This is a genomic window from Bacillus sp. AFS041924 (assembly GCF_002577195.1).
Lineage (GTDB): Bacteria > Bacillota > Bacilli > Bacillales > Bacillaceae_G > Gottfriedia.
The window spans coordinates 150,857-168,931 of record NZ_NULG01000016.1 but is presented as its reverse complement, the minus strand read 5'-3'; the positions used below and the strand labels follow the sequence as shown (position 1 = coordinate 168,931).

Sequence of the window (18,075 nt, the reverse complement as noted above, 5' to 3'; positions counted from 1 at the left end):
TAAATTTATTAAGTTCGTGGGCAAAATGTTGTAATTAAATTTTAATTTTTTCTCTATGAATCAATTTCATAATGCATTTTTTATTAAGTTTAGACTTCCAGAATTTCTGTTTTCAGCAATTATTCACCACTAATTTATTTCACTTTATTTTTTAAAAAAAGAGAGCCATTAATTGGCTCCTAAAACAATACAATACGTTTTAATAGTTCTTAAAAAATCCAATCTTGGAATCAATTAATAGTGTTCTATCCAACAATAGATTTCCTAATTCACATGAGGTTTCAGGCAGATAAGAACAACTATGACAAGCTGCACCATTAAGATTATTAACACCTTGACCTGAGGATTTTCCAATTTCCGAACATACAGGGTCAGAACTGCACCAACGAGCTTTATCTATTGCTTTATATACCACAGGGAAGAAGTTTTCTTTTCTCCCCATTCTTACAAGACCACCAAAAGTACCATCTATATCACCTGAAGATGTATATAGTAATATTCCGCATTGCTCTTCATTTAGATATAGTCTTTCACGAATGGAAGCTGAATTATAGCCACATGTTAATGCCAACTCATCAATTATTAGGTGTGATAATGTATGCAGAAGAACATTTTTTGGCTTTAAAATATCCACATCAATATTTGCTCCTCTTTTCTCAGCACGAGTAAGTAACTTATTGAAATAATGTTGGACATTTGTTCCTTGTTCCCATAACTTCAATTTTTCATAATTTATAGTAAAGAAAATGCCTTCACCATAAACCTTATAAGCAGGTAACCAATTATTTTCAGGTAAATTTGGGTCTTTAAATAATAATTGTTTACCTTTTAGTATTTGATTCTGAGCAACTTCTTCATCATTGGTTGTTAGTCTATTAAAACCGGTTAAAGCAATTGTCTCTTTTAATTTAGTTACTCTATTAATCATGCTAAAGAATGTATTGATATCATTTTCATTTACTTCATCGCAAATCCATTCTTTTTTAACCTTTAGGTTTTCTGTAACAATTTCTTGTTTCAGCGTATCAAATTCCTTTTTCCTTAATTCTTTTTCTGCATTCCTGGTACTTACTCTCTGAGGAGTTGGTTCTTCCTCTATCCCACCCTCAATGTACAACATAGCAAGTTCTATATCTGAACGATTAAATTCTTGGAATTCAGGTGGGCATAGTTTTTTAACTATTGTAATTTTATCTTCAATACTTTCAGCAACATTTAGCCATGAGGAAGTAACCCCATATTTTTCAAACATATCAATTAGTTTCTCAACTTCAAGATTCTCTCCCGGTAAGTGAATTGCACTAATAGTATTTGGATAATACACATTGATAGAATTTTTTAATACTGCAATTGGATAAGAAGAGCAACTTTCCTTGTCATTTTCAGAACCATACCAAGGTTTATAGCCGGGACATTGGTATAACTTTTTTTCATTTTTATTAAGCATTTTACTTAATTCACTTACTCGGTCCTCGTCCAATTCAGAAGTAGTTTTTCTAGACATTATTCCTTTAAGCGATCTTTCTTTATTACAAGAGCAATTAACCTTGAGTGAATCTAAGGTTGCCCCTCCTGTTGAAAGAAGTTTCAATTGGCCATTACAAGAGGTATTCTCGTCACCATGAACCCATTCTCTCCATGGAAAATCAGATATGTGGCCATGACTACAAACCATAACAAATGGAACTTGTATCATCTTCATCTGTTTTTTACATTCTTTGCAATCTAACCAACTTGTTCTTGAGGACATAGAAGTTTGATGTAATGTTTTGCACTTCGGACAATAGTGCCAAGTAGGAAAACGCAACAACGGGATATACAAATCTGTATTAGTTTGAGTTATTGAAGTTCCTGCATTTTTGTATTGATAACTTGGCCTAAAATCTGGAGGCATCAATAATTGCTTTACCTTTAACAAGGATCTTAATCTAGGTTCTTGTATTTCATACTCATCAAATGTTTCAATACGATATTCATTTTTGTCATAATACCATTTATCAAGTGCGCCAATCATAGCTGATTCCCCTTCGGGACTAATAACAAGAGCACCGGGTCCAAATGTTGTAACAAGTTGACCTCTTCTTAAAGGTAAATCTTTCATGAAAACAAAGCCTCCCAACCACTTTCACTTTCATTATTCTCATCATTACTAGAGTTATATATTGTCGCAATTAGTCCTCTACATTCTGAATCTACATTTCTCATTGAATTAATCATCGACTCAGCATTTACTTTTAATGCGTGTGGAATCGTAGTACCAGCCGAATACATATAACCATTTACCTTAGGATCTACTCTCCATGCAGTATAATTTCCTTTTTCCAGTCGTTTCAATATCTTCATAAACCTGCTTTTGAATTCTTCAACTTGTTCTGGATCAACAAGTTCTGCTCTTTCTATTAGACGATTATAAAAAGGGACTATTTTATTATTAAGATACTTCTGAATCTCTTTCCAATCCGGAGTTCTAGCAACATCAGCATTTAATGCTTGGCGTAAAAATCCGATTACAACCGCATGTAAACCTCTATCTAAACATGAATCAGAAAAAGGAGTAACACTTGTAGGTTCTACTTGAGCATATAATTTTTGATGATATTCCCTAAAATGTTCAAAATGGGATTTATCTCTTGATTTTGTATTTGAATATAAAGTAAATATTAATCCAGGTCTTTCCGACCAACGACGTCCTACACGACCACTAACTTGTATATATTGCGCTGTCATTTTTGGTTGCCCTACTATTGCCATTACTGATAAGCGATCAATATCTACTCCAACTTCAATAATGTTAGATGCCAGACATAAATCTATTGTTGAATTCGAATCTTTTTTATCTTTATTAGGTCTATATTTTAGTTTCAAATCATCTATAGTTTTAGAGATTTCATGACTTTGCTTTCTCGATGTTAATTCTAAAACATTATTTATATACCTTATATCCTTTTGAAGTCCTTTTCTCATTGCCATCGCATTTGAATATTGAGGTATGTCTGTTTGAGTTAATGTCAGACCACCACCTAATTCCCGTAATGTATTATAAAATGAAAGTAAGGTCCAGTAAGGATCTCTTTCCTGTTCATTTATTTCAGCAGTCGATTGAAGAATAGATGAAAATGCCATAACCTGTGACATCATAATACGAACAGTTGTTGTATACACTCCTATATATTTACGTCCTGGTTTAGGCTTACTTGTTTCCTCATATATTGCTGGAGTTGCAAAAAATGAATCTTCATTTTCAAGCCCCGGACTTGGGAATAATCTTGCATTTTCTCTGCCGAATAAAGCACGAGCTTGCTCTTCAAATTGCTTAATTGTTGCTGTCGCTGCTATAATCTTCGGTTTGACTTCTTTTCCGTCGATCTTTTTAATACACAATTCTTCAATTAGTGTTTCAAAAAGACCTGTTAAAGTACCAAGTGGACCCGATATTAAATGTAACTCATCTTGCACTATTAAAGAGGGAGGACTTATAAACCTGTCTCCGTTTGAGTCAATTCCAAATAGCGATCTTGCCAATGGCTGCCATACTAGTTGAACAAACTTATCAACTGTTCCAATTAAAAAAGTTGGTCGTTTCTCATATATAGTTTCATCAACTATATAAATTGGTAATTCTTCATGAAAGTGACAATTTTTATCTGGACAATGAACCACTAACCTATCATTGGTAATTTTATAACCGAAGTAATACTTCTTTTTGCTTCCTTTTTCATCATAATAACCTAAATTCGCACCGCACCAGGAACAACTATTCACAACAAATTGCTTGGCATTTTTTTCATTTTTCTGAAGTTTGCTCAGCTGTGTTTTAGCCTTTATATTACTATTAGGAGTCGTTTCTGATCCAACCCAGATACCAATTGAAAAAGGTATATCTCCTAGTTTTGAAATATTCTTTTTTCTTAAATATTCTAAAGCACAAATAAGCCTTGCAGATCTTTGGAACTGGTCAGCAGTTAAAAGCCTTAACGTGTATCTCATCATTACATCAACACCAGCATCCATTTTATTCTTTAACCGTCTTAGAATTATTTGGAAAGAAGCAACCCCTAAATACGCTTCAGTTTTTCCTCCTCCAGTAGGAAACCAGATTAAATCTACTATTTCTCTTGAGTCGCTCTTCTCGTCAACTAATGACTCCATTGACATTAAAATAAAAGCAATCTGGAATGCTCTCCAAGAATTCCTGGCATGCTTAAGTTTAATTTCATCATTAACACTTTCTTTAAATGATTTATTAAAAACAATTTGTTTATCTTCTACACGCCCAAAGCGACTTTCTTTACCGTTAACTTGTTGGAGGAGTATTGCTGTATTCGCTAAACGAAATGCTTCAAGTATTTGTGGTTCTTTTAACAATTTCAGACCCTTTTTCATCCTACTTAGGCTTTCTTGACATAGTTCCAAGTGTTTTCTGGCAATCGTTTGTAAAAGTTTTGGTACTTTATCAACCTCAGTAGATTTCTTATCTATCCAATCTTGATATCCTTGAATTAATGGATTTAGAATTTCTTCCGGTGATTTATTACTAGATAGACCAGCAAGATCACTCATTTTAATCTCAAGTTCAACTTGTTCACCATCCTGATTGACAAAAACATTCGGAGTCATACTAAGTGCTTCATACTCTGGCATAAATGTTGTTGATAATAGCTGTACTTTTTTAGAATTTTGTTCCCAATCAGCAGCGCATCCATGCCCAAAAGCGTAGACGCCCTCGTTCCGATAAAGAAGTTCAGTTGAAGCCTCTTCATCACTCAACCATTGCTTCATTTCATATTGTTTTGGATAAACAGAAAAATAATATTCCTCAGGTGTACTTATAGACATATTCGCTTGAAACAATATTAACTGTTGTCTGTTAAACTTCGGAACTGAAGAACGGTTCGTAACACTTACAGTAATTATATATTTATCCTTAACTTCTCGAAGACGTGCCTGAAAATGAATATGATAATGGGCGATTTTATCCCCTTTTTTATTTTTCATTTCAACCTGTTTTTCCATTTGTGTACTGCTATTAAGTTCTTTTAAAGGTAAATTCCATATGCCTTCAACTGTTTCCCTTAACCACCATTGGACACTATTACTTTCACCTTTTACTTTTACATTAGTTGGAGTATATGTTCCCCCTTCTATTCTTACATTTAATTCTGGAAGATCTTTATTTACACAAAATGTTAACCCCATCGTTGAAGGCATAAAATCATTTCTTTGTGGAAATAATTCAACATCTCCGTCATCTTCGGTTGTCTCCATTCCTTCTTTACGCTCAAACATTTTATCCAACATATCATTCTCTTGTATTTCATCTGAATTTTCACTGATTGGAGTTTCAAGCGCAACTTCTTCGTTTATACCAAGTGGAAATAAGTGACCGCTTACATATCTTTGTGTTGGTGATTCTCGTTGCAGTATCTCTTCCTTTATGCTCGCGACTTCCCAATAATATGGCTTGTACAGTTCATCTCTCGTTTCAAATATTGTTGTACCAATTGGATTGAATTTTTTATAATGTTTTCTAATTTGTCCCGGACCAATCATTTCTTCTTTGACATTATCAATAACTTTCTGACGATTTTGAAGTGAATCTTCTAAAGAAATTGCCATAAATCTATCCCCTTTGATATTAATCTATATTCATAGGTCTCATGAGGTTATATGGTGCAATTAAATGTGTAGACCGATCAATTGATACAATACGTTCAATATTAAATGAAACACCATTAAACTCCGTCGACATGAATGTGTGATATCCTTTTTCTTGCAATTCTTTTAATATATTAGTAGATAGTTCACACATTAATTTATCTGATATAATTCTTCCTGCTTTTATATGTGCCTGTTGTATCTGCTTCATCGTTTCATATATTACCTTAATTCTATCATCCTCATATTTAAATGCCTTTAATATCTTATCAAGTTCAGTTGGACATATAGAATCTTCATTACACCACGATCTCAACGAAGCTATAGACGCAGTTTTAATATTATACTTTCTAACTAGAATTTCACTTACTTTTCCTATTCCTTTTCTTTGTACATTGAGACGAAGTTTATTTTTCCATTCATTTTGAAGTTTTCTATATTCAGCAGCCTTACTTTTAAGGACATATTGATCTGCAACCTCAGCAATTAACTTTGTGTCTCTTTCGTTTCTTATAACAATATAATTGTCTTCATCAATATCTTTAAAATTAAGTTGTTTAATAAAATTGTTCTGTTCATTTGGTGAAAGCACCCGAATTTTAGAATCTTTAGGTACAAATAAGAAACGTTCATTTTCCAGATAAATGATGCATGCTTCAATTGCATCATGTGAATTAACTTCCATTGTTTTTCTTTGTTCTTCAATGAACATACTAACTGCTGTATTAAATAAGTCTTCTTCTAATACAAGATTACTTTTCTTTTCTACGTGTTCTCCAAATGTTATATTCTTAAAAATTGTACTAAGGGTACCCTTTTTATCAATTTCTTCAAATGCCCCTTTGGGACTCAATGAATTCGTAAAAATATCGTATGATATAAAAGTTACTGTTTTTCCTTTAAACGTGTTTTTAACATACTCACCAAAATAGTTTGGATTCCCTATATATATAACTTCATCAAAAATTTCAAGTTCTTTTCGAAAACTATTTTCTGTAAAATAACTTATTTTTAAGAATGACTTTACTTCGGTATTTATAATTAGTCTCTCTTGAACTGTTAACGCTCTTTTAGTAACAATAGCAATTTTCAATCCAACTTGTGCCCTGATGTTAATGAATTGACAAAGGTAGTCTAACAGGTAATTATTACTTATTTCTATAACTTCCTTAAAAGATTTTGCAATTTTTATAACAAATTTAGAGAATAGTTCTGGATAACTACTTTTAATTTGCATGAATTTTGAAATAATTCCTTTTACAATATCCTTGCTTAAAACGATATTATAAGGAGATAAACTGCTCGATAACTTAAAAAATACTTTTTTTAAGTTATTAAGGACCATTACCAAATGCTCATCATTATCGTACCTATTTTGGATTTCATTTTTAAACTTCTCAATATAGTTGGCAAATGGCAATAACTCTTTACTTTGTACATGCTTAAAAAGAACTGTACTTTTATCTAAACTATATAAATCTAGTAAATTATTAAAATTCACAATAGTCACCTCCAAGCAAGGAGCTCAATACCCAGTGGAATCTTAGTTCCAATTGCATCTAAGTACTCAACAATTTCATTAGTTACAATTTTGTGTTCACCTTGCAGTAAATTTCTTTTAACTTCTTCCTTTACTTCATGTAACCGAATCTCGTTGTCTGTTCTACTAGATAAAATTATCTTGGGATTCTTAGAAAATTGTTTATCCTGTTTAAGATAACTATTTAAATCCGAATAAATAACTGGTACTTCTTCAATTATTTCGTCCTCATTTTTTTTCATTTGAGAAGAAAATAACTTGCCATTTGTGTAACTATTACTATTATCTAAATATAAAAAGTCTCCAATTGATCCATGAATTCCATCATAAAAAAAAATCATTTCACTCATTGACTCAATTAATTGCGCATTGTTACCAACTAAATAAAATGTATCACCAGGATAAAAAGAAACTTTACTTAATTGACTAGATGAATAAAGCAATTTTAGCAAACGGTTATTATCTAAACCTAACTTTTGGTTTTTACTTACTTTTCTAGTTCTCTTTATCTCATCAAATTCTTCATCTAAAATAATTACTCTCTCAATCCAATAATTCTCTGGAATACCTCTCTCAATTTTTCCATCTTTAATTTTTAGAATCATTTCTCCTTCAAAAACTGGACTAGGTTCTACACAAATTACCGACGCCTTTCTTGAGGAGTCCTTATCCTTGTAAATAATTCGGCTACCTGGTACTAGACCTAATATAGTTTTTCTAATTGATCTCATCTGCTTATTTATTGAGAATGTCTTTTCTGCTATCCCCATTGCTATAAAAAGAGAAAAGTAATGGTCACTTGGGAGAGAAATTAGTAATCTGATTGGTTTTTTATACTTTATACCCTGATCATTTATGTAAGAACCTAATTCAAATGCAAATTTAATCCAATCTGGTATATCTTGAGTTCCTTTTTTACTAAGAATTTTTAAATCCTTAATAGTCACCGTTCATTCACCTTCTAATAGTCCAAATTTATCTATATAGTAATTTTATCACAGATATCAACTGAGATAAATTTCCCCTTTAATTAATGATAAAATTTTACTATACACGTTAGGTAATTTATCACGAGAAATAATATCTTTAGTAGTCATTATAAGGAGCACTTCTATGAATCTTTTTCTCAAAACTCAATATATGAAATTGCAATATATCAAAACTTAGATTTTTTTTATTAAATTTGAATAAAACAAAAAATAAATTTATATTGATTGAATTCTGTAGTACCGCTTTCTACAAAATTCTTTCCTATAAAGAGCAGATCTGTATTTCGTACAAGACTATCGCCATTAAATGAGTTTTTATGTCAATTACCATTTTCAACTACTAAAATCTTCTTTAAATAATCATTATAAAATTTATTAGATGTTTAAGATAGAAGATTGATTTAATATCAACTAAAAGACTTTCATTTACATTGCCATTAATTTGATTTTCACTATAAACACAATTTTCGGGATGAATTTGTGCTAGATTTTGTACAATTTCCAATTTAACACTCCCTTATCAATTAAACTTTATAAGAATAAATGCATATCAATTTTTTCCATAAAATTACTTTTTTGTGGAATTTTACCATTAATCATCATAGAATTAAATTTATAGAAGCATGAAAAAAGGAGGAGAAAATCTATGAAGTTACAACTAATTAGACAACTTAACCCAAAAGTTGGTAGATATCAGGATGTTTACCGCTTTACTAACAGGAAAGAATTTGTTCCTATAGCTACATTTAGTCATGAGGTGATAGAAGAAGTTTTTAACTTTGCTTATGATATGAGTTTTGGGCGCCAAGGACACCACCGAAATCATAGAACAGGTGGTAATAACCGTAGACGTAATGGTGAAATTTTTGCGGATACTTTTCAAGGGAAATTAGCAGAGTTTGCACTTTGGAGTGTATTAAATGATAATGGGGTATTAGTACCAAGACCAGATCTAGAAATGTATGAAGAAGGAGTCTGGGATTCTAGTGACTTTGAGTATTTGGACAGGAAAATTGCAGTTAAGTCTACGAAGTCATTTGGACAGTTATTGTTACTGGAGGCAGAAGATTGGAATGAAGAAGGATTGTACATTCCAAACTTAAATACAAATAATGAACTTTATCATTATTTTGTATTAATAAGATTAGAACCATATACTGCAGATATTTTGAGACAAAATAGATTGTATTTCAACGATATATGTAACAGGGACGCTCTTAGAGAATTAATTATGGAACAAGAATTCACCTATGATATTCCGGGGTATATGACAAGAAATGATTTGGTCCAATTAATTGAAAATAACTACTTTATCCCACAAGGAGCATTTCTAAATAGAATTGGTCCTAACAACATAATGGACGCTGATAACTATTATATACAGGCTGGAAATCTACATAATATTCAAGAGTTAATTGAAATGTTACAAAACTTGTAAAAAATACGTGAGTTCTAGAAGAAAATCTTTTAAAAAAACATAGAAATTATTTACTAAAACAAATTTGAGAATCCATATTTTTTAGGCTTCTCTTTTTTTATACACCTCGCAATGTTTATAATAATTTATTAATGAAATCCTATCCAAAATTTAGTAATAAGGAAATTTAGTAATATCAAAAGTATTAGAAATACCCAAAATCATAGTAAATAATCAACAATATTAACAACCTATTAAAAAATGTATACTCTTGAAGAGAAAATTCCACATAACATTAAAAAAAGAAAAGAGACCCAGAAAGGTCTCCTAAACCGTTGCTTCTATTTTTTCTTTTACTTTAACAGTTTCCTTATTATAAACAGTGTCGAGTGCTACAATCATATTAGTAGCAAGTCTTTTAATTACAGGTACACTTACTGCATTACCAGCTTGTTTGTAAATATGAGAATTAGCCATTTTTTCTGGAATTTTATAATCATCATCCACCGGGAATCCTTGAAAACGTAAAGCCTCTTTAGGAGTAAGCTTTCTATATCCCCAATTATCTATAATTAGAGGAACATTGTGTCCCCCAGTTCCCATATTTGCAGTAAGGGTTGGACAAACATTACTTCGATTTTCTCTTATATACACCCTTCGTAATTGATATACTGTATCTCTACGTTTCATTGATTCCAGAATCATATTGTAATATTGACTAGAAACGGTATAGTAAAATGCAGAATCTTGTTCTTCGTCTCGATCTAAAATATCATCAATAGTTTTTGTAGGATCAAGCTTGTCCGGCCATACAAAATTACTTAAGGCCTCTTTGTTCTTAAATCCAACAATGAATATTCTCTCCCTGTTTTGTGGAATATCTCCATATTCCATTGTATTCATAACCTTACTATCGATGTCATATCCGCTTTCTCTAAGCATTTGCTTGATAACTCTAAATGTATTGCCGTTATCATGTCCTTTTAGATTTTTTACATTTTCTAAAAAGATAGCCCTTGGTTCTCTTTCACGAATAAAACGAATAACATCAAAGAATAATGTACCACGCGGATCAATTGCTTCTGTGTATCCACTACATTCTGGACATAAGGCTCCATTCTTGTATTCGTCAAAAGTAACACTATGCTCGTGTTCACATTCATGACATTTATATTTCATTCCATGTCTATTCCCAGCAACAGAAAATGCAACACATGGCCATCCAGCAGTTAAAATATCAACTTTTGGCATTTCATGTGCACTTACTTTACGTATATCTGCTTCTATTAATGTATGATTAAAGTTTTCTCTATAAGTAATACATGCATTCTTGTCCATCTCGTTTGCCCAAATAATATTGGCTCCGGCTTGTTCAAAACCCTTATCAATTCCTCCGATTCCGGCAAACAAACTTGCAACTTTATATGGCATTTATTGACCTCCTACCCAAAAATCGAATATATGTTCTCATATACGAGATATATTTTATTTTAACATATATAATTGACTTTGGCTGCCCCTTATAGAAATTATTTTATGGAAAGTATATATTTTGTTTGAAGATAAATTTGGCATATATTATGTTTTTTACTTATTGTTTTATCAAAAAACATATTTATGCTATTACAGAACATTAAGTACTTAGGTTACTAGTTAAACTTTGGTAATATTCCTCGAAACTTCCAACTTTGGCAAAATCCAAACTGAATCGGTCTTCCGCTTTTTTGTAGAGAATTACAGAATCTATATTAATTTCTTCTAACATCTCGTATGTGACAAGTTTTCGAGGTGGGACTTTTAATAAATCTTGTAATAACCACTTACCCAATGCTTTGTTGGGATTACTCATTAATCCCTTTCCAAAATGAGTTTCACCTTCTTTTTTACTCGCTTGTTGACACATACTAGCAGAAATTTCAGTACCATTCGGTAACTCAAGCGTAAATGGTACATCACGAGGTGGAAAAAAGTCTGGCACAAGTCTATGAAGACTGACTGGGACAGGAATGTAAACTTCATGTTCATGACGAAGAGGTCCATTTTTTGTACGTGGAGCAGCATTCCATTGATTTAAGCCACTTTTTTCTTCAAGAAATTGTCGTTCTTTCCCCACAGTGCTTGAGGCATAAAGAGGTAAGTACACAAAAGGATATCGCAATGTTTGTTTCTCATTTGAAAGCAATATTTCTCTATTTGTGAGTAAGAAACCATAAGGATCGTTCAAAATTTCAACTGGAATAGTTGTAATAGGTTCAAGGGTAATAAATCTTTTTAATAGTGTGGATTTTGATAAACTAAAGTTATATTCAGCTATGCCATCAGTAAAATGAATCGTATTTTCATTCTTTTTGATTCCTCGAATATCTTCAATTTTAACAAGTGGCATACTTTCTTCATACAAATACATAGCTTCGGGTTTACGTGTAACAAGATGATACATAAGATTATCTAATGAATGTGCTTCTTTTGTGAATTCTAGACGCTTATTTCGTAACTTTGCTATTTCGTATACTATTTCAGTTGGTGTATTTCCTACATACGTAGAATTTTTTTTATTGAATTCTGCAACTTTTTGAAACGTCTTCCCGTTATTATGTAAAAATGTCTTTAAGCCTATACCTATATTATTTTTAGATGCATCCGCTGATACATCTCCTCTTGATAAGTTGACAGCTTGAAATGCCCGACAAAATATATTCTCCGCTGCCCTATAATACAAGTACGGAACGTCACTATCTGCAAATAAATTAGACAAGCTACCAACTAACTTCAATAATTCTGTGTATTCTTTTTGTTGAGAAACGGGTTGATTACGAAAAAATTCCATACTTGTTACTCCTCTTTTCAAATATCTTCATTATCAGATTCAAAAGGAAATTTTTAAAAAAATTGGTTATCTGCTATAGTGAGTAAATTAGAAAAGTCAAAATAGATTGATATTTCCATAAATAGACTAAATGGATTATTTATGTCATGCAAATTCGCATTAAAATTATGTGACGTTATATTATCAAAGAAATATTTTAAAGCTTTTAGAATATTGGATTTTCCTGTACCATTTTCCCCTATTAAACATGTTAAAGAATTTATGTCAATTTTGATATTTAATAATGATTTACAGTTTTTTATTTCTATTAAAGAGATCCCCATTTTTCCTCCTGAAAAATTTAAAAAATAGCAAATTAGCCTTATAGATTACTTGAAATTGGAAAAAATCACCACAAAAAAATTATATCATGTTATTAAAAATTTAAGTAAATTTTTTAGTCATCTTTTGCTAAAAAACACAAGAAGAGGCTGTCTCAAAAGGTCGTTGAATAACGACCTTTTGAGGCAGTTTTTTTAATTTCTTCATTTTTAGAGGGATTTTTATAAAATTAGAGGTTTTAGGGGGGAAATATCCTTCTATTTTTATGTTATTTTTTCAGTTTTTTTGATTGGATTCCCGGAAATCAAGTCGTTTATCATTTGCACAAATCCACTCATCCAATTCCTCATCAGACATATTTTCAACGTGGCTGATTTGCTCTTTCCATGACTTAGTTTGTTCCTTATCAAATGTGTATTGGCATTTGCCTCAATTTTGGTACCATCAAGAAAATAGTCCTCAAGTTTTACAAGACCTTCTGCTCGAAGAAGTTGGACAATTGAAAAGAACGTTTCATAAATTACGTCTTTCATTTGATCGCTTCGGAAACGGTTAATCGTTGGGAAATCCGAAAGCCACATAAGAACAATATTCTCTTTCAGTTGTTTCGCAATTTGTCTAGAGGAATACATTCGGTTTGAATAAGCATAAAGGATGACTTTTAACATCATTTTTGGATGATATGGCGGACGGCCACAACCTGGATGAAAAGAAGAAAAATAGTAGGATTCATTTTGTCGACCGCAGTGTCAATTAAACAGTCAAGGTGATTAGTAGATATTAATACCTCAATGTCCATTGGAAGTGTTAGTTGGTTCATGTTATACTGTTTACACCTAAGAAAATCGTTCCTTTCAGGTTTAGTTTATTGGTGACTTAATTATACCAAATAGAACGATTTTCTTATTTTTTTATGTTCAAAAAAGGATGCCCCAAAAAGTTTATACTTTTGGGACATCCTCTTTTAAAAATTAAAAAATTATTTAACTGAACAAATTAATTTGCTTCGCTTATTTGATAAATAGCATGCCAAAAGATTCCAAGTTGAAGAACTCTATTTAAAAACTATTACTTACTTACTTTTTCAGCTAACATTCCTGGAATTGAAATATCCCAACCTGCTTGTGAAGTATAAGAATAATCTCCAGTGATTTCTCCCCAAACTGACACAACATCACCTTCTACATAATCAGTTACGTCAGGGTATTCAACGAAGATTACATCATCATAGTTATAACCGTAGCTATCTTTTGTAACAGCGATACGGATATTTGAGTAGTTGTCATCTTCCATAATTTGAATGATTTCACCTGTGTATTTTACAAACTGACCTTTGTAACGATCTGGATTTTTCTTAAGGTGAGGATAGTCAATTGGTTTTGCATTTGCAAACTTTTGAGCTTTTTCTTTTGCCTTACGTTCTGCTTCCGCTTTTGCTTTCGCAGCTTCTTCTGCTTTAATCTTAGCTTCTGCTTCCGCTTTTGCTTTAGCCTTTCTTTCATTTTCTGCTTTCTGTTGTGCTATTTGTTCAGATGATAATTTTTCTTTCTTAGGAGTTGTACTTTCAGTGCCACTATCCGGACTCGCACCTATAATAACAAAACTTACAATAATTGCTCCAAATGCACTAGCAGCAATCTTTAGGTTACGTTTCATCTTACCATTTCTCTTTATTAAAGAGACTACCGATAAAACTAGAAATAAAATAAGTGCTATAATACTTAGAAATAATAATATCCCACCAAAAACAGCCATTTAATTCCCTCCGCTTTATATTGTTCTATAATCGTTTTCCTTTGGATTAAAAATAAATTCAACTTGTCACAGGTCATATTAAAACATGAATGATACTGAACAAACCACTTACAATTTACTGAACCTCCACTGACACAATTGTAATTAAAATGTCATCCAAACAGGCAAATTTTCACTTGTATGTTAATATAGATTGAGTCTAATATTTTTCTTCAATTTGGAAAAATTAACAAAGAGGTGTAAGTTATGCGATTGTTGATTATGGATGATGATCGGGAGATTGGTTCTTTTTTGCAGGAGATGCTGCAAGAGGCTTCGTTTGAAGTGGATTTTTTTGATAATGCGAAAGATACATACTATGCTGCATTAGATAACAATTATGATTTAATGCTTTTAGATATAACGTTGGATTCATTTGCTCAATATGGGTTAATGTGTTCTGGATTAGATGTTGCGAGAATGATTTCTGAAAAAAAAAATACGCCGTATATGTACTTAACAGCTAGGGCGGATCCAACTGATGTGACTCAAGGGTTGTATTCAGGTGCGGAGGATTACATCACAAAGCCTTATTCTTTGCCAATCTTAATTGCTAAAATTCAAACAGTGCTGCGTAGATTAGGTAAATCTTCAATGTCTGAGTCGTTATCATACAGGGATTTAACGATATCTTTAACAAATCGAAGGGTAACGATTGGGCAGGAGATTGCTTCGCCAAGTCCGATTTTATACGATATTCTTGTCTATTTGCTAAAAAATAAAAACCAGCCTGTTTCACGTGAAGAATTAGCAAATGAGGTTTGGCAACATGGAGATGTTTCTGATTCTGACAAAAACAAAATTGATGTGGCGATTAAACGGTTACGTGAGATTTTGCCAGCTAAATATATACAAACTGTACGCGGGGTAGGATATATCATTGAAGATTAGAACAAATTCAACTTTACAAGCTACGTTTCGTGTTGCAACGGTTAATTTAATTCTCCTTGCTATTGTGATAGGGATTATGGCTCCAGTTACATTAATCTATAGGATCCACCAATATGTTCTAACTGAGGGTGAAGAAAATTTTCAACGATTAGAAAGAGCTTCATGGTTATTACAAGTACCGGATTCAACTATACCGAGAAAAGGAAAAGATGTCGTCCTTTCGACATTACCATTGTCTAGTTCAGTACTTGTTCTAAACAATTTCAAAACAAAAACGGTACATGCATATAATCCCCTCCTGTTGAAACATGAGCATCAATCATCTGAATTAGCTTTCAAAAAAATAAACGAAAGCAAGTTGAACAGTTTTTATCGAACAACTATTAGTCTAGCTGTTAAAGTGGATACGTTTTTAGTAAAGAACGGATTTTTTTATGATCGAGATTATGTACGAGTAAAAAAAATCGGTCCAAATGATTATGTTGAAGTACGCTATCCAATCAATTCTAAATCTTATAACTTTAATGGGGAAGCAAACTTTTATACAAATATCCAACTCGAATTTCAGCCAATATTTCGTATTACGGTTACAACATTTGTGGCTTCTTTAATTACTCTAATTACTATTTCATTTATCGCATCTTTTTTTGCGATGAGAGATATATTTGTCCCTTTAGACCGTGCATTAAAAAAGTTGGTGGTTGTAAATAAAGGGATGTTTAATGAGCGATTAACATTTGAAAAACATCGAAATGATTATGTTGATGACTTAAGTGAGCAAATTAATATCATTTTACATCGGGCGGAACGAGCAATTCTCTCTCAGGAACAAAGTGCTCGTGAAATTACACATCAAATTCGAACACCGCTAACATCAATTCAGCAATCAGTCGATTACTTCCGTATGTTTGGGTTTCATAATGAAAAAAAACGAGAAGAAAGGCTGAACATAATTGAATCACAAGTTGAACGGATTGCTTCAATGATCAATAAAATTATTACCTTATCTAAATTAGAAGAAATCCTAACAGAAAATACCGAAAGCTATGATTTATCGAGTTTTATCAAACAATACTTATTAAGAAATAAAATGGTTTATGAACATACTACTTTTGAAGAATCAATTCAAGAAGGTATTTATACTTTTATTCCCTATGATAATATCCTTCAAATATTGGATTCACTGATCGAAAATGCTGTGAAATATTCGTTTGAACCAAAGAAAATCCATATAGGATTATCGTCAGTTGATTCCATCATCCATCTATCTGTCACAAATCAGGGAGTGGTAATACCAGAGGATGAAATCGAAAAGATTTTTGAACACTCTTACCGAGCAAAAGCTGTCCAAAAAAATTATGTTGGTACTGGTTTAGGCTTAGCTGTCGTAAAAAGGTTTGTTGATTTATACAACGGTGATATTCATGTATCAAGTGAAAAGAATATTACTAGTTTTATTATTACGTTACCGAACAAAATAGAAGGTACAAATAAACTGGACTAATATAAAAAGGGTACCCCATAAGCTAATATGCTTAACTGATTGAGTAGCCCTTTTTTATGTCTGAAATTATTTAATTGAAAAACTATAAATCAAACTCTTTAACTATTCTTCAAACTTATAAATCATTACTTTGCATTCGCATCAGGTTGATGAATTCCAAAAATATTTCCTTCAGTGTCAATGAAGTATCCTTGCCAAGCCATTCCAGGTAGTGCATATTTAGGCATAGCTACTTTGCCACCATTTTCAACAATTTTAGCTTCCGTTACGTCGTAATTTTCTACTCCCATAGTACATGCATATCCATTTAATGGTTGGTTTACTTCAGGAGGAGCACTTTGGCGCTGCATTAAGGCACCATTAATTCCCATGTCGCCCTCATTGCCAGTCACTGCACCAAAGTATGGCATTCCTGCGTATTCACTCCAATCTTGAAACGTCCAACCAAATACTTCTCCATAAAACTTCTTTGCACGTTCTATGTTATCAACATGAATTTCGAAATGAATTAATCTTCCCATATTTTCCTCCTATGTTTTACAAGAATTTTCCTTAACTCATCTAGTATGTACACTTTTGTTGCTTATATATTATTATATTGGATATGGAAAAAAATTCATATTCACTAGGTAAATTTTCTTTTATCATTTAATCGACATCGTTCGAAATTACTTAATTAGATCGTTAATGATGGATTGGTAACTTAAAATTCTATAAAATTAATTTTTCAACTGTCGGAAGATCAGCTGGAGCCCACTCAAGTTCTTTTAAATCTGAAATCTCTTTCCATTCGATTTTTGCATGTTCCTTAGCAACTGGATAACCACTTATGATCTTTGCTTCATACGTTATTAAATTTACAACTAAATTAGGATACTCATGAATTACATCTTCAATCATTTCAGAAACTGAAATATCACACCCTAATTCTTCTTGTATTTCACGGACTAATGCCTCTTCAGGTTTCTCTTCCTTTTCAATTTTCCCTCCAGGAAATTCCCAGCTATTTGGCATGCTCATTTTCGGTGAACGTAGGGCACATAGTATTTGGTTTTGATTGTTTCTAATGACAGCTCCTACTACTTTAATTTGTTTTTTCAATGTTTTTCATTTCCTTTTTACTCAGGATAAGAATCT

Annotated in this window: 14 protein-coding genes and 1 pseudogene; 3 read left to right on the top strand and 12 right to left on the bottom strand. The window is 31.9% G+C overall.

All coding sequences use genetic code 11. The annotated features are described in order from the left end of the window. Positions 1–199 precede the first annotated feature (199 nt). From drmB to COC46_RS22125, 5 genes are all read right to left on the bottom strand, one after another. On the bottom strand, positions 200–2,101 hold the full coding sequence (drmB, locus tag COC46_RS05935; RefSeq protein WP_098808819.1) for a DUF1998 domain-containing protein: 1,902 nt from the start codon (positions 2,099–2,101) through the stop codon (positions 200–202). Beyond that, the gene (locus tag COC46_RS05930; RefSeq protein WP_098808818.1) at positions 2,098–5,616 is read right to left on the bottom strand and encodes a helicase-related protein; all 3,519 of its coding nucleotides are present in this window, start codon (positions 5,614–5,616) and stop codon (positions 2,098–2,100) included. The genes drmB and COC46_RS05930 overlap by 4 nt, the downstream gene beginning before the upstream one ends. Positions 5,617–5,635: 19 nt before the next feature. After that, complete coding sequence (locus tag COC46_RS05925) at positions 5,636–7,156, bottom strand: hypothetical protein (protein WP_098808817.1); 1,521 nt, start codon at positions 7,154–7,156, stop codon at positions 5,636–5,638. Positions 7,157–7,161: 5 nt separating this feature from the next. Continuing rightward, the gene (locus COC46_RS05920; protein ID WP_098808816.1) at positions 7,162–8,142 is read right to left on the bottom strand and encodes a hypothetical protein; all 981 of its coding nucleotides are present in this window, start codon (positions 8,140–8,142) and stop codon (positions 7,162–7,164) included. A gap of 394 nt (positions 8,143–8,536) precedes the next feature. Then, positions 8,537–8,689: a hypothetical protein gene (locus COC46_RS22125; RefSeq protein WP_176545069.1), complete on the bottom strand. Its 153-nt coding sequence runs from the start codon at positions 8,687–8,689 to the stop codon at positions 8,537–8,539. A gap of 141 nt (positions 8,690–8,830) precedes the next feature. Here COC46_RS22125 and COC46_RS05915 point away from each other — a divergent pair, with 141 nt between their 5' ends. Further along, complete coding sequence (locus COC46_RS05915) at positions 8,831–9,622, top strand: hypothetical protein (protein ID WP_098808815.1); 792 nt, start codon at positions 8,831–8,833, stop codon at positions 9,620–9,622. Between the two features lie 306 nt (positions 9,623–9,928). Here the strand turns inward: COC46_RS05915 and COC46_RS05910 are convergent, their stop codons facing one another. The 5 genes and pseudogenes from COC46_RS05910 to COC46_RS05890 form a co-directional block, all read right to left on the bottom strand. After that, entirely contained in the window at positions 9,929–11,032 is a 1,104-nt protein-coding gene (locus COC46_RS05910) for a DNA cytosine methyltransferase (protein WP_098808814.1), read from the bottom strand. Positions 11,033–11,234: 202 nt separating this feature from the next. Then, positions 11,235–12,428 carry an NgoFVII family restriction endonuclease gene (locus COC46_RS05905; RefSeq protein ID WP_098808813.1) on the bottom strand — a complete coding sequence of 398 codons (1,194 nt, stop codon included), beginning with the start codon at positions 12,426–12,428 and terminating at the stop codon, positions 11,235–11,237. Between the two features lie 53 nt (positions 12,429–12,481). Continuing rightward, the gene (locus COC46_RS05900) at positions 12,482–12,751 is read right to left on the bottom strand and encodes an AAA family ATPase (protein ID WP_098808812.1); all 270 of its coding nucleotides are present in this window, start codon (positions 12,749–12,751) and stop codon (positions 12,482–12,484) included. A 408-nt stretch (positions 12,752–13,159) separates the two neighbouring features. Beyond that, positions 13,160–13,569, bottom strand: a pseudogene (locus COC46_RS05895) (transposase); the annotation flags it as partial. A gap of 248 nt (positions 13,570–13,817) precedes the next feature. Continuing rightward, a complete protein-coding gene (locus COC46_RS05890) occupies positions 13,818–14,504 on the bottom strand; it encodes a hypothetical protein (RefSeq protein ID WP_098808811.1) in 687 nt (228 codons plus the stop codon). Between the two features lie 246 nt (positions 14,505–14,750). Here COC46_RS05890 and COC46_RS05885 point away from each other — a divergent pair, with 246 nt between their 5' ends. Both COC46_RS05885 and COC46_RS05880 read left to right on the top strand, forming a co-directional pair. Further along, entirely contained in the window at positions 14,751–15,434 is a 684-nt protein-coding gene (locus COC46_RS05885) for a response regulator transcription factor (protein WP_098808810.1), read from the top strand. Beyond that, complete coding sequence (locus tag COC46_RS05880) at positions 15,424–16,938, top strand: sensor histidine kinase (protein WP_098808809.1); 1,515 nt, start codon at positions 15,424–15,426, stop codon at positions 16,936–16,938. The genes COC46_RS05885 and COC46_RS05880 overlap by 11 nt, the downstream gene beginning before the upstream one ends. 125 nt (positions 16,939–17,063) lie before the next feature. Here COC46_RS05880 and COC46_RS05875 read toward each other — a convergent pair whose 3' ends face one another. Then, a complete protein-coding gene (locus tag COC46_RS05875) occupies positions 17,064–17,459 on the bottom strand; it encodes a VOC family protein (protein WP_098808808.1) in 396 nt (131 codons plus the stop codon). A 190-nt stretch (positions 17,460–17,649) separates the two neighbouring features. Further along, on the bottom strand, positions 17,650–18,039 hold the full coding sequence (mutT, locus tag COC46_RS05870) for an 8-oxo-dGTP diphosphatase MutT (RefSeq protein ID WP_098808807.1): 390 nt from the start codon (positions 18,037–18,039) through the stop codon (positions 17,650–17,652). Positions 18,040–18,075 lie beyond the last annotated feature (36 nt).

Excerpts from the sequence above, each read along its gene's own strand:
- COC46_RS05900 (WP_098808812.1), bottom strand. The coding sequence starts at position 12,751 with ATGGGGATCTCTTTAATAGAAATAAAAAACTGTAAATCATTATTAAAT.
- COC46_RS05885 (WP_098808810.1), top strand. The coding sequence starts at position 14,751 with ATGCGATTGTTGATTATGGATGATGATCGGGAGATTGGTTCTTTTTTG.
- COC46_RS05910 (WP_098808814.1), bottom strand. The coding sequence starts at position 11,032 with ATGCCATATAAAGTTGCAAGTTTGTTTGCCGGAATCGGAGGAATTGAT.
- COC46_RS05915 (WP_098808815.1), top strand. The coding sequence starts at position 8,831 with ATGAAGTTACAACTAATTAGACAACTTAACCCAAAAGTTGGTAGATAT.
- COC46_RS05930 (WP_098808818.1), bottom strand. The coding sequence starts at position 5,616 with ATGGCAATTTCTTTAGAAGATTCACTTCAAAATCGTCAGAAAGTTATT.
- COC46_RS05875 (WP_098808808.1), bottom strand. The coding sequence starts at position 17,459 with ATGGGAAGATTAATTCATTTCGAAATTCATGTTGATAACATAGAACGT.
- COC46_RS05905 (WP_098808813.1), bottom strand. The coding sequence starts at position 12,428 with ATGGAATTTTTTCGTAATCAACCCGTTTCTCAACAAAAAGAATACACA.
- drmB (WP_098808819.1), bottom strand. The coding sequence starts at position 2,101 with ATGAAAGATTTACCTTTAAGAAGAGGTCAACTTGTTACAACATTTGGA.
- COC46_RS05890 (WP_098808811.1), bottom strand. The coding sequence starts at position 14,504 with ATGGCTGTTTTTGGTGGGATATTATTATTTCTAAGTATTATAGCACTT.